Source organism: Endobacterium panacihumi, assembly GCF_050847465.1.
Classification (GTDB): Bacteria; Pseudomonadota; Alphaproteobacteria; order Rhizobiales; family Rhizobiaceae; genus Neorhizobium; species Neorhizobium panacihumi.
Map to the genome: position 1 here is coordinate 243,954 of NZ_JBOZRA010000005.1, position 14,075 is coordinate 258,028.

The 14,075-nt window shown below is 58.9% G+C and carries 12 protein-coding genes and 1 tRNA gene; 4 read left to right on the forward strand and 9 right to left on the reverse strand.

Annotated features, from left to right (window positions below; all coding sequences use genetic code 11):
• Positions 1-10 precede the first annotated feature (10 nt).
• The 3 genes from ACRQ1B_RS21160 to ACRQ1B_RS21170 all read right to left on the reverse strand — a co-directional run bounded on the left by ACRQ1B_RS21160 (position 11) and on the right by ACRQ1B_RS21170 (position 3,296).
• Positions 11-1,942, reverse strand: a complete 1,932-nt coding sequence (locus tag ACRQ1B_RS21160) for an autotransporter assembly complex protein TamA (RefSeq protein WP_432296028.1) — start codon at positions 1,940-1,942, stop codon at positions 11-13.
• 223 nt (positions 1,943-2,165) lie between these two features.
• Positions 2,166-2,780, reverse strand: a complete 615-nt coding sequence (locus ACRQ1B_RS21165) for an acetate uptake transporter (protein ID WP_432296029.1) — start codon at positions 2,778-2,780, stop codon at positions 2,166-2,168.
• 249 nt (positions 2,781-3,029) lie between these two features.
• Positions 3,030-3,296: a YMGG-like glycine zipper-containing protein gene (locus ACRQ1B_RS21170; RefSeq protein ID WP_432296031.1), complete on the reverse strand. Its 267-nt coding sequence runs from the start codon at positions 3,294-3,296 to the stop codon at positions 3,030-3,032.
• Between the two features lie 347 nt (positions 3,297-3,643).
• Here ACRQ1B_RS21170 and hemA point away from each other — a divergent pair, with 347 nt between their 5' ends.
• Positions 3,644-4,858, forward strand: a complete 1,215-nt coding sequence (hemA, locus tag ACRQ1B_RS21175) for a 5-aminolevulinate synthase (RefSeq protein ID WP_432296033.1) — start codon at positions 3,644-3,646, stop codon at positions 4,856-4,858.
• Positions 4,859-4,941: 83 nt separating this feature from the next.
• Here the strand turns inward: hemA and dxr are convergent, their stop codons facing one another.
• Entirely contained in the window at positions 4,942-6,111 is a 1,170-nt protein-coding gene (dxr, locus tag ACRQ1B_RS21180; RefSeq protein ID WP_432296034.1) for a 1-deoxy-D-xylulose-5-phosphate reductoisomerase, read from the reverse strand.
• 138 nt (positions 6,112-6,249) lie between these two features.
• Here dxr and ACRQ1B_RS21185 point away from each other — a divergent pair, with 138 nt between their 5' ends.
• On the forward strand, positions 6,250-7,482 hold the full coding sequence (locus tag ACRQ1B_RS21185; RefSeq protein ID WP_432296035.1) for an FAD-dependent oxidoreductase: 1,233 nt from the start codon (positions 6,250-6,252) through the stop codon (positions 7,480-7,482).
• A 23-nt stretch (positions 7,483-7,505) separates the two neighbouring features.
• On the opposite strand, the gene ACRQ1B_RS21190 is transcribed toward ACRQ1B_RS21185, so the two are convergent.
• Both ACRQ1B_RS21190 and ACRQ1B_RS21195 read right to left on the reverse strand, forming a co-directional pair.
• Positions 7,506-7,582, reverse strand: a tRNA-Arg gene (locus tag ACRQ1B_RS21190).
• 72 nt (positions 7,583-7,654) lie between these two features.
• Complete coding sequence (locus ACRQ1B_RS21195) at positions 7,655-8,818, reverse strand: M20 aminoacylase family protein (RefSeq protein ID WP_432296036.1); 1,164 nt, start codon at positions 8,816-8,818, stop codon at positions 7,655-7,657.
• Between the two features lie 205 nt (positions 8,819-9,023).
• On the opposite strand from ACRQ1B_RS21195, the gene ACRQ1B_RS21200 reads away from it, so the two are divergent.
• Both ACRQ1B_RS21200 and ACRQ1B_RS21205 read left to right on the forward strand, forming a co-directional pair.
• A complete protein-coding gene (locus ACRQ1B_RS21200) occupies positions 9,024-10,079 on the forward strand; it encodes a D-alanyl-D-alanine carboxypeptidase family protein (RefSeq protein WP_432296148.1) in 1,056 nt (351 codons plus the stop codon).
• A gap of 47 nt (positions 10,080-10,126) precedes the next feature.
• A complete protein-coding gene (locus ACRQ1B_RS21205) occupies positions 10,127-11,320 on the forward strand; it encodes a CobW family GTP-binding protein (protein ID WP_432296037.1) in 1,194 nt (397 codons plus the stop codon).
• Between the two features lie 3 nt (positions 11,321-11,323).
• On the opposite strand, the gene ACRQ1B_RS21210 is transcribed toward ACRQ1B_RS21205, so the two are convergent.
• From ACRQ1B_RS21210 to ACRQ1B_RS21220, 3 genes are all read right to left on the reverse strand, one after another.
• Entirely contained in the window at positions 11,324-11,563 is a 240-nt protein-coding gene (locus tag ACRQ1B_RS21210; RefSeq protein ID WP_432296038.1) for a sulfurtransferase TusA family protein, read from the reverse strand.
• Between the two features lie 8 nt (positions 11,564-11,571).
• Positions 11,572-12,897 carry a L,D-transpeptidase family protein gene (locus tag ACRQ1B_RS21215; RefSeq protein WP_432296039.1) on the reverse strand — a complete coding sequence of 442 codons (1,326 nt, stop codon included), beginning with the start codon at positions 12,895-12,897 and terminating at the stop codon, positions 11,572-11,574.
• Positions 12,898-13,105: 208 nt separating this feature from the next.
• Positions 13,106-14,059, reverse strand: a complete 954-nt coding sequence (locus ACRQ1B_RS21220; protein ID WP_432296040.1) for an acetyl-CoA carboxylase carboxyltransferase subunit alpha — start codon at positions 14,057-14,059, stop codon at positions 13,106-13,108.
• Between the last annotated feature and the right edge of the window lie 16 nt (positions 14,060-14,075).

The window sequence follows — 14,075 nt, forward strand, 5'->3', positions numbered from 1 at the left end:
CTGCATTCTCTTAGAACGACTGCCCTATGCCTGCATAGATGCCGTATGAACTGCCGCCTTCATATCGATCAAGCGGTAGCGCGAAATCGATACGCAAAGGACCGAACGGGGTTGCGTATCGAAGCCCGATCCCGGCGCCCATGCGGATATCGGAGAAATCGGGCACGATTTCGGTGGCAACTGTACCGACATCCAAAAACGGCACAATTCCGATCGAGTCGGTAATTTTTATACGCGCTTCCAAAGACGTTAACATGTATGAGCGCCCGCCAAGCGCCTCGTTATCATCGTTGTAGGGCGAAATTTCGCGGTAGGAATAACCGCGTACAGATCCGCCGCCACCCGCATAAAAACGTCGCGTTGCCGGTATGCTTGCCAAACCATCACCACCGATGAGCGTTCCCGCAGCGAGCTTTGCGGCCAGAACGACGCGATCCTCCTGGCCAAGTCCAAGATAGCCGGAAATGGAGCCTTCGAAAGAGGAGAATACACTGCCGTTCAACGCCTCATAGCTCGGTTTGGCGGAAAGCGTGCCGTAATAACCTTCCGTCGGATCCAGCTTGTTGTCGCGGGCGTCGCGCTCATAACCGATCGGCAGGCTGAAGGTCAGGTAATCGTTGTCACCATAGACGTCTTGGGTCTGGGTATATGCGATTTCGCCGCCGCCGGTGAATTTGTCCTGATCTGTGAGTTCGTAGGTGAACTGGCCGAGCGCAGTTACCGATCTTGCGTCATAACTATCGTAGTTTTCGGTCTTCGCTTCCACGCTTGCATCGAAGGTGATCTGCGGCAGGAACATGCCCGGCTTTTTGAAATAGACGCCGGCACGATAATTGAGGTCAGCAACATCGGTGCCTTCGGTCGAACCCAGGCCGGAAACCTCGCCTTCGACACGCAGCGATTCCGCTTGTCCGAACAGGTTGCGATGCCCCCAGTAACCGGAAAGACCGCCACCATCGAGCGAGGAATATTCGGCGCCAAAGCCAAAATACCTGAATTTTCCTTCGGACACTTCGATCGAAAGTGGGATCGAACCGTCCGGCGCCAGAGATTTGTCCTCCTGGATGGTGAGGCTGGAAAACACGCTGAGTTCCCGCAAGCGGTCTCCCGCCTTCTTCATCTGGTCAGGTGAATATTGCTTTCCCTGATCGAGGCGCGAATAACGGCGAATGAAATCCGGATCGACCGCGCGTGCACCCTTGACCGTAACGGTGCCGAAGGGCGCGACGGGACCACCACGGGCGTCGAGTGTCACATCCACCTTGTTGGTCGCGTGATCGGCGACGACGTCCCGTGTCGCCAGTTCAGCCAGCGGTCGTCCTTCGTTCTTCAGATCGCGGACGACAGTTTCTCCAGCCTTGATGATCAGGCGCGAACCGGCCTTTCCATCGGGAACGAGATCATATTTTGCCGGATCACGGCCGGCGGCGTCGCCCAGCATCGTGATCTTGCCGAGCGTGAAGACAGGACCGGGCTCTACCGAAACGGTAACGGGGATAGGCTTGCTGCGGTCGAATGTCGGATTGGGAGGAAGCCTGTCGATATCCTGTCCGGCAATCGTGATGTTGACGATGCCGCCATAGCGCGCTTCCTCGAAAAGTACGGCCACGAGGCGATCGCGGTCCTCGCGCGCCTTGATGACGATACCAAGATCGCCGGAAACCGGATTATCCTTGTCTGCCACCAGCGAGGCTGCATTCTCAAGCCGCTCTTCGAGATCGCTGTTTGCGTCTCCGGCCTGGAAGGTGACGTCATATTTGACGGGGTCGATCACTTCGACCTCATCCTTGTCGCTTTCGAACAAGGTCAGCCCAAAAATCTTGAGCGCATGCGCTTCCGGCGCGAACCCGGGAAAGCTTGTCGTCGCCAAAGCAAGGGTCAGAGCCGTCGCACCTCTTTGCGCGAATCGAATGACCGGTGCCGTATGGAGGCGTTTCCGCAATACTAGGATGTGTCCGCCCTCGCCGGTCTTTGCTCGTTGTGTTGAATGCTAATTTATTCGCAAAAACAGGGGCAACATATGTCTTTTAATGAGCCAGGTCGAATCTTTCTGTAAAAAAGCAAGGGCTTTCGCATCCAGGTGTTGCCTCAGAGCCGCGCAAGTCGGCGCAAAAAAGACCGGGCGCCTTGGCGCGCCGCCCGGTCCCCCAAGTGGAATGCGTGGCTCAGCCGATCATGGGCTTTCCGACAGGCAGCACATCGCGGCCAAAGGCATCCTTGTAGATCGTATGCGCCATGACGTAGAGCGCGATGGCGCCGCACACCATCAGCTCGTAGCCGGCGATCACATTAAACACCGGCGGGCCGAAATGCCCGGCAACGAGCAGGCCGAAGCCGACCAGCAGCGTGATGAAGACCAGACCAAGCCCCGTATTGGCGCGCATGGCGCCGGGTGTCATGATCGCGGTATAGCCTGTCCAGATGACCAGGAACCAGCCCAAATCCTCATGGCTGACCGGAAACAGGCCTGTGGCATTACCGATCTGTATCAGGCACAGCGCGATCCAGAAGCAGCCATAGGACGTGAAAGCGGTGTAGCCGAAATTGTTGCCGATCTTGCCTTCGTGCAGGCCAGCGATGAGCTGGGCCAAGCCGCCGAAGATGAGGCCGGTCCAGATCACAGGACCAAGCGAAGCCCAGCCGACATTGTGGAATTGTAGCAGAATGGTGGTCATGCCGAAACCGGCAAGGCCCACGACGGCCGGATTGCCGTGTGTTCCATGACTGCGCGTGGCAGGTTCTGCCGTGATGACCTGATCGGGGGGCGTGTTGGCGTTCATCTGATATCCGTGACTGGAGCCGCAATGAAAGCTGCCAATCCGGATGGATATGTGCAGCGCTTGGTGGTGGCTGCTGGCTAAGCAGGTGCGGACATCGGAGGATTGATCTGCCGCAATCTGCGGCCATAGGTCTCAGAGGGCTATGGGAAATGATCCCAGGAAAATACGCGCCAATAACAAAAAAAGCCCACGGACGTTATCCGTGGGCTTTTTGTCAGCCAGGCCGGCAGTGCGGCCCTGAAACTTGCGTCAGTACCCGCCGCGTGGGCAGCTATCGATGTAACGACCGCCATTTCGGTCACGATAATAGCACTGGCCGGGCTGTTCGGAAACGTTGCCGATGACGGCCCCTGCTACGCCGCCGATCGCACCGCCAACTGCAGCGCCACGGACATTGCCGGTTGCCAGACCGCCGATGACGGCACCGGATGCAGCGCCGATGCCGGCGCCTTTTTCAGTCTGTGTGCAGCCCGCCAGCGACAGGCCGGCCAGAGCGAGAACCATCAGTTTTTTCATAACACTCTCCATTCATTGAAGACGGCCGCAGGTCGTGATCTCGCCTCTCACCACATACCGCAAGCAGCATCGTCGTGACAGAGGATAGGGTTCCATATCCATATGTCCATACTGTGGTGCAGGTCGGCTTTGGTTACGCCAAGCGGTTCTCTACGGCATACGAGTTGGAAAAAATGCAATTCGTCAAAATTTGACATCGATCAACACGGGGGCGTATGGCCTCTCTATCTTTTGACTAGAACAGTTCAAAAAAGTGGGCCATTTGCCGCAGGAGCCTCTATTAGAGATCGCTGGGGTTGACGGAAGAAAAGGCAGAACTCACAAAAGTGCAGGTTCTGGAGTTTGACATGGATTTCGAGGCATTTTTCAAGAACGAGCTGGATGGACTTCATCAGGAAGGCCGCTACCGCGTGTTTGCAGACCTTGAGCGCCAGCGCGGAAGTTTTCCTCGCGCGACGCACCATACGCCTGATGGTACGAAGGATGTCACCGTCTGGTGTTCCAACGACTATCTCGGCATGGGCCAGCACCCCGCCGTTCTTGCCGCCATGCACGAAGCCATAGATCACTGTGGCGCGGGTGCGGGAGGCACCCGGAATATTTCTGGCACCACCCATTACCACGTTCTTCTGGAGCGCGAGCTCGCAGACCTGCACGGCAAGGAAGCCGGCCTGATCTTCAATTCCGGCTATATGTCGAACTGGGCGGCCCTCGGCACGCTCGGCCAGAAGATCCCCGGCATGATCATCTTCTCCGATGCGTTGAACCATGCGTCGATGATCGAGGGCATTCGTTACGCCAAGTGCGAGCGGGTGATCTGGAAGCACAACGATCTCGCCGATCTGGAAGCCAAGCTCGCTGCCGCCGATCCCAATGCGCCAAAAATGATCGCCTTCGAGAGCGTCTATTCTATGGATGGCGATATCGCGCCGATCCGGGAAATCTGCGACCTCGCCGACAAATACGGCGCGATGACCTATCTCGATGAAGTGCATGCCGTCGGCATGTACGGCCCGCGCGGTGGCGGCATTGCCGAACGCGAAGGCTTGATGGATCGCATCACCGTTATCGAAGGTACGCTCGGCAAGGCGTTTGGTGTGATGGGTGGTTATATTACCGCATCGACGGCGCTTTGCGATTTCGTACGCTCCTTCGCTTCGGGCTTCATCTTCACGACGGCTTTGCCGCCGGCTCTGGCTGCCGGTGCGATCGCTTCGATCCGCCACCTCAAGAACAGCCAGTTCGAACGGGCACGTCATCAGGAGCGCGTGCGCAAGCTGCGGTCCATGCTGGATGCAAAGGGCATTCCGCATATGCCGAACCCCAGCCATATCGTGCCGGTCATGGTCGGCGATGCCGCCAAGTGCAAGTGGATTTCCGACCTCTTGATGGACAATTGCGGCATCTACGTGCAGCCGATCAACTACCCCACCGTGCCGCGCAAGACCGAGCGTCTGCGCATCACGCCGACGCCGCTGCATACAGATGCCGATCTTGAACATCTGGTCGATTCGCTGCATCAACTGTGGTCGCGCTGTGCGCTTGCCCGCCACGTCGCATAAGATCGATATTGCATCGCTAAAACACAAAAGGCCTGATCGCTTCCGATCAGGCCTTTTTCTTTGATGCCATGTGCGTTCGTAGCTCAGCCGATGTGCTGGGCGGCGAGGCGGCGTGCTTCGATATCGGCGGCAAAAACATCGTTCATGCTGGATGCGGGCGGCAGGGTTGAAAGCTCGGTCATCACCTTTTCGGTGATCTCAGCCATGGTGAGAAAACCGATGCGGCCGGCGATAAAGGCTTCGAGCGCCACTTCTTTGGCGCCATTCAGAACAGCACCCTGAACGCCACCGCGCGTCATCGCCAGTCGCGCCAGCCGCAGAGCCGGGAAACGGGTCTCATCCGGGGCCTCGAAATCCAGTCGCGCCAGCTTTGCGAAATCCAGCCTTTCGACAGCCAAATTGGCACGCTTCGGATATTGCAGGGCATAACCGATGGCGGTGCGCATATCCGGGCAACCGAGCTGTGCCAGAACCGAGCCATCCGTATAACCCACCATGGAATGGATGATCGATTGCGGATGCACGATCACTTCCACCTGTTCAGGGGTAAGGCCAAACAGATGTTTGGCCTCGATCATTTCCAGCGCCTTGTTGAACATCGAAGCGCTGTCGATCGAGATTTTTAGTCCCATCGACCAGTTGGGGTGAGCGCGTGCGACATCTGCCGTTACGCCAGCCATCTGTTCGAGCGTATAGGTGCGGAAAGGTCCACCGGAGGCGGTGATGATCACCCGCTCCAGTGCGTGGCGCTGATTTTCCTCCAGAACCTGAAAGATGGCATTGTGTTCGCTGTCCACCGGCAGCAGCTTGCCGCCGCCCTGTTTCACCGCCTCGACAAAAAGATCGCCGGCGGACACCAGACATTCTTTGTTGGCAAGCGCGATATCAGCGCCGCGTCTTGCCGCCGCAAGCGTCGGGGCTAGGCCCGCCGTGCCGACGATCGCTGCCATCACCAGGCCGGCATCCATGTCGGCTGCTTCGATCAGGCCGCTACGACCGGCCGCGACCTGAATGCCGGTGCCGGCGAGCGCATCCTTGAGATCGTTGTAGCGATTTTCGTCGGCGGTCACGGCAAGTTTGGCATTGAAAGCGCGCGCCTGTTCGGACAGCAGGGCAATATTGCTGCTACCCGTCAGCGCAGCGACCTCGAACGTTTCTCGCCCCAGATGTTTGACAACATCCAGCGTGCTGACGCCGATCGAACCCGTGGAACCGAGAACGGTGATGGAACGCGAATGCTGCACCGATGTCATGAATTGTCCGCCTGCTTCTGAGAGCGCCGGTCTAGCCTTGAATGCCTGAGGTCACAAGTCCCGCCAGTTTTCCGCGCCGCAAGCGGGTGTGACAAAGCAATGGCTTGATCGGATCACGCCGGCGGTAGAAGGTGCGGCATGACCAGTATCAATTCCGCGTTTTCCAAACAGCTCGAAACATCCTGCGCCATCGTCGGCGGTGGCCCGGCCGGGCTGATGCTTGGTCTCATTCTGGCGCGATCCGGTGTCGATGTCGTGGTTATCGAAAAGCATGGCGATTTTCTGCGCGACTTTCGCGGCGACACGATCCATCCGTCGACGCTTGAAGTGATGCGCGAACTCGGCCTCGATGAGGCTTTCCTTCAATTGCCGCATACGAAGGCGCCAAAACTGTCCGCTGACATTGGCGGAAGACAGATCACCATTGCCGATTTTTCCAGATTGCCGGTGAAGCACAGGTTCATCGCCTTCATGCCGCAATGGGAGTTTCTGGATTTCTTGAGCCGTGAGGCAAAGCGATATCCGAATTTCCGGCTTATCATGCAGGCGCAGGTGGATGCGCTTGTCGAGGAACAGGGGCAGGTCGTCGGCCTTTCTGCTTCGGCGCCGGAAGGTCGGATCGACATCCGCTGCCGCCTCGTCGTGGGCGCGGACGGACGCAATTCCGTCATCCGCGCCAAGGCCGGTCTGGAGGTCGAGAGTTTCGGGTCTCCGAGCGAAGTGGTCTGGATGAAGCTGTCCAAACAACCGGGTGATCCGAACGAAACCATGGGCCATGCCGGGCCACGGCAGGGTTTTGTGCTGATCGATCGTGGTGATTACTGGCAATGCGGTTTCGTCATCCGGCGCGGCACGTTTGCGCAGATGAAAACGCGCGGCATAGAGGCCTTTCGCGAGGCGGTGATTGCGGTGTCGCCGCTGCCGGCCGAGCGGATGCAGGAGATCGCCGGTTGGGACGATGTCAGTCTGCTGCAGGTCAGGATCGACCGGCTGAAACGCTGGTGGCGGCCGGGCCTGTTATGTATCGGCGATGCCGCGCATGCGATGTCGCCGATCGGCGGCGTCGGTGTCAATCTGGCCATTCAGGATGCAGTGGCGACGGCAAATCTTTTGGCCGAACCGCTGAAATCCGCCCGTTTGACTGAGAGTGATCTGGCGGCTGTCGAAGCCCGCCGCAGCTTTCCCACACGTGCCACGCAAAAATTGCAGCTGATGATGCGCAGTTCACGTCGCACGGGTCAGGGAAACGAGGAAAAACGCAAAGGCCCGCCGGCCTTCATTCGCGGCATTGCGCGTTTTCCGCTGCTGGCGCATCTGGCGGGCCGATTGATCGGGCTTGGCTTCCGCATGGAACATGTGCGGCGGCGGTAGCTGCGTCAGTCGAAAAAGGGAAATGGTGATTCCGACGCGATTCGAACGCGTGACCCTCAGATTAGGAATCTGATGCTCTATCCTGCTGAGCTACGGAACCACTAAAGCCATCCATACAAAAGGCCGGGCGGCAAGCCAAGCCCCTTTTCCTGTGCAAACGCCTCCTATGCCCTCAGCCGATCAGGCGCTGTTCCGCAAGCTTTGCCCAGAAGGATATCCCGTGGGCAATCGCTTCGTCGTTGAAGTCATAGGCGGGGTTGTGCAGGCCGGCGCTGTCGCCGTTGCCGATGAAGATGAAAGCACCGGGGCGGGCGTTGAGCATGAAGGAAAAATCCTCACCGGCCATCATCGGATCGGTATCGGCATCAACGTTTTTCGGTCCGGCAATGGCGGTGGCGGCTTCGGCCGCATATAGCGTTTCGTTGTCGTGGTTGATCGTTACCGGGCAGGCGCGTTCGTATTCGAATGTCGCTGTTGCGCCATGGGCGGATGCGATGGTTTCCACCAGTTGGCGCAGGCGCTGTTCGGTGAAATCGCGCACAGCTTCATCGAGCGTGCGCACCGTACCTTCCAGTTCTGCCGTTTCGGGGATGATGTTGTGGGTGGTGCCCGACTGAAAGCGTGTGACGGAGACGACGACGGAGCGCAGCGGATTGATGTTGCGTGCAGCAATCAGCTGGATGTTGCTGACGATATGGGCGCCGATGGCGATCGGATCGACCGTGTTGTGCGGTTCGGCGGCATGGCCGCCACGGCCGGTGATGCTGATCGAAAACTTGTCCGGTGCGCCCATGATGGCGCCCTTGCGGATGGCGAACTGACCTAGCGGAATGCCAGGGCGATTGTGCATGCCATAGACTTCCTGGATGCCGAAACGCTCCATCATGCCGTCCTTGACCATGGCCTCGGCACCGCGACCACCTTCTTCGGCCGGCTGGAAGATGACGGCCAGCGTGCCGTTGAAATTGCGGGTTTCGGCCAGATATTTGGCGGCGCCCAGCAGCATGGCGGTATGGCCATCGTGGCCGCAGGCATGCATTTTTCCGGGCGTTTTGGAGGCCCAGTCGGCGCCAGTGATCTCGGTCAACGGCAGCGCGTCCATATCAGCGCGAAAGCCGATCGTGCGGCTGCCGGGATTTTTGCCGCGAATGATGCCGACCACGCCGGTGCGGCCGATGCCCGTCACCACCTCGTCTACGCCGAATTCTTTCAGTTTTTCCGTCACGAAACCGGCGGTATGCTCGACCTCGTAGAGAATGCCGGGGTTTTCATGGATATGGCGGCGCCAGCCGGCAACTTCATCCTGCATTTCGGCGGCTCTGTTCAAGATCGGCATCCGGTATCCATTTCGCTTGTCTGCACGGTATGTGGTGTTCGGTTCCATATTGCGCCGCGGAATTGACGGAATCAACGATCTTTGCCATTGCTAGGTCATAGTGGTCGGATAACGGCCATGCTCGTCACGCTCAGGATTGTACGAGGACAACCCCTTGCATAAAGCAAAGACTGTTCTGCCGCTCGTTTCGAAATCGATCGGTGCCATGATGGCTTTTTCGGTGTTTTCCGCTGGTTTCGCATCGGTGGCCGCCGCCAATCCGAAAATGGTCGTCGATGTGCGCACTGGCCGGGTGATCAGCCACACGGAAGCGTTTCGCAAATGGTACCCGGCATCGCTGACCAAGCTGATGACGGCCTATGTCACCTTCCGTGCCATCAAGAGCGGACGGCTGAGCCTCGACAGCGTCGTGACGATGAGCAAGCGGGCGGCCGACCAGCCGGCAAGCAAGATGTATTTCAAGGCCGGCACGCGCCTGACGCTCGACAATGCCCTGAAGATGACGCTGGTGAAATCGGCAAATGACATGGCCGTCGCTGTGGCCGAGACTGTCGGCGGTTCGCACGAGCAGTTCGTGGCGATGATGAATTCCGAAGCCGCCCGGCTCGGCATGAATTCGACGCGCTTCATTAATCCACATGGTCTGCCGGGCAAGGGCCAGTACACGACAGCACGCGATCTGGCGATCCTGACGGTGCAGTTGAAGCGGGAGTTTCCGGAATTTGCCGGTTATTTCTCGATCGAGGGCATCGACGTCGGCAAGAAACAATATGCCAATTTCAACATGCTGATCGGCCGTTTCGACGGTGCCGATGGCATGAAGACCGGCTTTATCTGCGCCTCCGGTTTCAACCAGATCGGTTCGGCAACCCGCAATGGACGCTCTGTCGTCACCGTCGTGCTCGGCTCGGACAGCCTTGCCGGTCGCGCCGACGATACGGCCAATCTGCTGCAGGCTGGCCTGACTGCCGGTTCCAATCAGGGCACGCCGCTCGGCTCGCTGGCGCCTTACGGCGACACGGTTGCCGTCAACGACATCAGCGCCGAGATCTGTAACCCCAAGGCGGCAAAGATGCGCAGCGAAACGCGCGATGATGCCGGCCGCATGATCACCCATTCACCCTATATCCGCGAACTGTCGCACCCGATTTCCTACACGTTCGCCGGCCTTCTGGCGGGTACTGAAACGGTTGCCGCGACCGGTGGTGCCGGCCAGTTCGCCAATGTGCCGATCCCGATCCCGCGTCCAAGCAGTTTTTGATCGCGGCGATCTGGTCCGGCCTGACAAGCAAGCCAGAAAGTATGCCCATGTCCCCCTTGCGTGACCGCATTCCGGTTTCCATCCTCACCGGCTTTCTCGGTGCGGGCAAATCGACCCTGCTCAATCGTATCCTGAAGGATCCGGCGACCAAGGATACGGCGGTCATCATCAATGAATTCGGTGAGGTGGGGATCGACAATCTGCTCGTCGAATCCTCCGGCGATACGCTGTTACAGCTTTCCAATGGCTGCCTGTGCTGCACCATTCGCGGTGAATTGGTCGATACGCTGGCGACGTTGATCGATCAGGTGCAGACGAAAAAACTGCAGCCGATCCGCCGCGTGGTGATCGAAACCACCGGCCTGGCCGATCCGGCCCCGGTTATGCAGGCGGTGATGGGCAATCCGGTCATCGCCCAGAATTTCGAGCTCGATGGCGTGATTACCGTGGTCGATGCCGTCAATGGTCTGTCCACGCTGGATCGTCACCCGGAAGCGGTGAAACAGGCGGCGGTGGCCGACCGGCTGATCATTTCCAAACAGGGCATGGCCGAAGCCGGTGTCGTGTCGGCGCTGAAGGCACGGCTGGCGACGCTCAACCCGCGTGCGCCGATGATCGACGGTGACAGCGCCGATGCCGGCACGGCCGTCATTCTCGCCAATGGTCTCTATGATCCGGAAACCAAGATCGCCGATGTTGGTCGCTGGCTGCGTGACGAGATGGCGGCGGACGCGCATAATCATGCGCATCACGATCATCACCATGGGCACGATCAACACGGGCACCACAGCCATGATCACCACGATCACGGACATACGCATCAAGACCACGGTCACCACCACCATCACGATGTAAATCGCCATGGCGATGACATTCGTTCCTTCTCGATGATCCATGACAAACCGATCTCGCCGATGGCGATCGAAATGTTTGTTGACCTGCTGCGTTCGGCGCATGGCGAGAAACTGCTACGAATGAAGGCGGTCGTGGCGCTGTCGGATAATCCGGATCGCCCGCTGGTTCTGCACGGCGTGCAGAGCATCTTTCATCGTCCGGAACGGCTGGCGAAATGGCCTGATGGCAGTGACCGCCGTACCCGCATGGTGTTGATCACCCAAGGCATGCCGGAAGCTTTTGTGAAAGACCTGTTTGCCGCCTTTACCGGCGAACCAAGGGTGGATCGTCCGGATCGTGCGGCGCTGGAGGATAATCCGCTCGCCGTGCCCGGGCTGAAACTCTGAAACTCAGGCCACCGATCCCTTGCGGATCAGAAAACGGTGGCCGTCCTGAGTCTTTTCCGATGACAGGACGGTGTGACCGTCTTCCCGGCAGAAATGCGGGATGTCGATGCCGGCGAGTGGATCGCTGGTCTCGATGAGAAGATCCTCACCCGTGTGCATGTCCTTCAGGCGTCGGCGCGTTTTCAGCACCGGCAGCGGACATTTCAGGCCTCTGAGATCGTAAATGGTCGCGGTATCGCCCATGCGGGCGACTACCAGAGTTTCCAGAACGGCTTTTTGGATTCCGGCTCGGGGGCCGGTGCCTGCGCGTAAGCGAGCGGGTTCTGGGCGGGCACCGGAATGGCGCCGGTGGAGGTCGTGCCGTCGCGGTCGGTCTTTGCCGCCGTGTTGGTCTGCGGGGTAGCAGTGTCTGCAACAACCGGTGCGCCACGGCGCTTCTGGGCATCGGCTTCCATCACGGCGGCGGCGCTGGTGCGCGGCTGCGTTGCCTGTGCGCCTGCCGAGCCATCTGCCGGAGCGGACGCAACCATCGGACCAGCCGGCTTGGAGCCACCGCCCATGCGCGAAGCCATCATCTTTTCGAATTCGGCTTGCTTCATCAGCTTGCCGGCTTCAAGTGAAGTGCCGGTCGGGGCAAATGCCAGTTCGCGGCCCTTGCGCTTATCGGCGACAACAGCCTTGCGTTCTGCTTCGCTCGGCTCGTACCAGACCATGCCGTCGAGTTTGTTCACGGCCTTGGTGTAGGCGAGGTCGTAATTTTTCTCATAGGATGCGAGCGCTACGTTCAGCGCCGGAGGCGTCGACATGGTCGGGCAAGCACCGCCCGGCGTAAAGCCGCCGCTGGCCTGCTGGTTGAAGACATATTTCTTCTCGCAGACATTCACTTCCGGTGGGCGTTTGGTGACTTCGAAATTGTCGTAGCCGACCTTCAGCATTTTCCAGAATTCGAAATGTTCGCTGCTGCGATGGCGGGCCATGTTTTCCGCCGTCATGCGGAAGGGGAAGGCCTGCATCTGCACGGACGTCTGGCCGCCCTTGAAGGCGTCGCGGGCGAAACCATAGATTTCGAGAATCTGTTCGTCGGTCATCGAATAACAACCGGACGAGGAGCAGGCGCCATGGATCATCAGGTTCGAACCGGAGCGCGCGTTGGCAGCGTCATAACGGTTCGGAAACCCGGTGTTGATGGCGAGGTAATATTTGGAATTCGGGTTCAGGTGGGCCGGCGTCAGGCCGTAAAAACCTTCAGGCGCCTGACGGTCGCCTTCCTTCACCTTGGGTCCGAGTTTTCCGGACCAGGCGCAGATCTGGTAGCTGGTCAGCTTGTCGAAGCGATTGTCGGCCTTCGCCTTCCAGATCTCCAGAACACCTTCTTCCTTGAAGATGCGGATCATGATCGGCGAGGTGCGCGGCATGTCCTTTTTCTGCATCTCCGCGACAATGCGCGAGGACAGAGGTTGCTCGACCTTGTTCTTGACCTTGGAGATGTCGATGCTCGACGCCGAATCCAGCGTGTCGTTGCAGCCGGTCAAAACCGTGCCGACGAGAAGGGCGAGAGCGATGTGTTTCAGGCGCATCACGGACAACCACGTATTGCTGACGATACGAATAAAGCAGGCAGAGCCAAGCTTCCTATCCATTCTCAATAGAATGGTAATCTTTACATCTTCTTAACCGCATACGACGATGCCGGCTGCAAATCAAGCGACCGGCATCGTCTAGCATAGCAATGTGACTGTCAATGTGGCGGTTTTCGGGGCGACGGTTTTCCGGCCGCCTCGACTTTTAGAGATTGCGACCGATCGCCAGAAATTTCTGGCGACGGGCATTGCGCACTTCCTCGCCCGACAGCTGGCCGAGTTCGGCCAGCGCCTTTTCGATGACGTTACCGGCGGCGGTGATCACCGTTTCCGGTTCGCGATGGGCGCCGCCCAGTGGTTCTGCAATGATTTCGTCGATGACGCCGAGACCCTTGAGGTCTTCGGCGGTGATCTTCATGTTGGTGGCGGCCTCGCGGGCGCGGGTGGAATCGCGCCACAGGATGGAAGCTGCACCTTCCGGCGAGATGACCGAATAGATCGAATGCTCGAGCATATAGACCTTGTTGCCGGTGGCGATCGCGATCGCGCCACCCGAGCCGCCTTCACCGATGACCAGCGAGACCATCGGCACTTTCAGGCCAAGGCACATTTCCGTCGAACGGGCGATGGCTTCCGCCTGGCCGCGTTCTTCGGCGCCAACGCCCGGATAGGCGCCTGCCGTATCAACCAGCGAAATGACCGGCAGGCCAAAACGGTCCGCCATTTCCATGACGCGCATGGCCTTGCGATAACCTTCCGGTCGCGCGCTGCCAAAATTGTGCTTGATACGGGTCTTGGTGTCGTGACCCTTTTCCTGACCGATCAGGGCAACGGGTTGGCCACGGAAGCGGGCGAGGCCCGCCTGAATGGCGGCGTCTTCGCCAAACGTGCGGTCACCGGCCAGCGGCGTGAATTCGGTGAACAGGTTTGCGGCATAATCGACGAAATGCGGGCGCTGCGGATGGCGCGCGACCTGTGTCTTCTGCCAGGCGGTGAGCTTTGAATAGATGTCCTGGATCGCTTCGCGAACCCGAACTTCGAGGCGCCCGATCTCATCCGAGGTGTCGATGCTTTCGTCCTCGGAAGCGAGCTTTTTCAGCTCATGGATCTTGCCTTCGAGATCCGCAATGGGTTTTTCGAAATCGAGATAAGTCTGCATAAGAACCGTTTTCCGA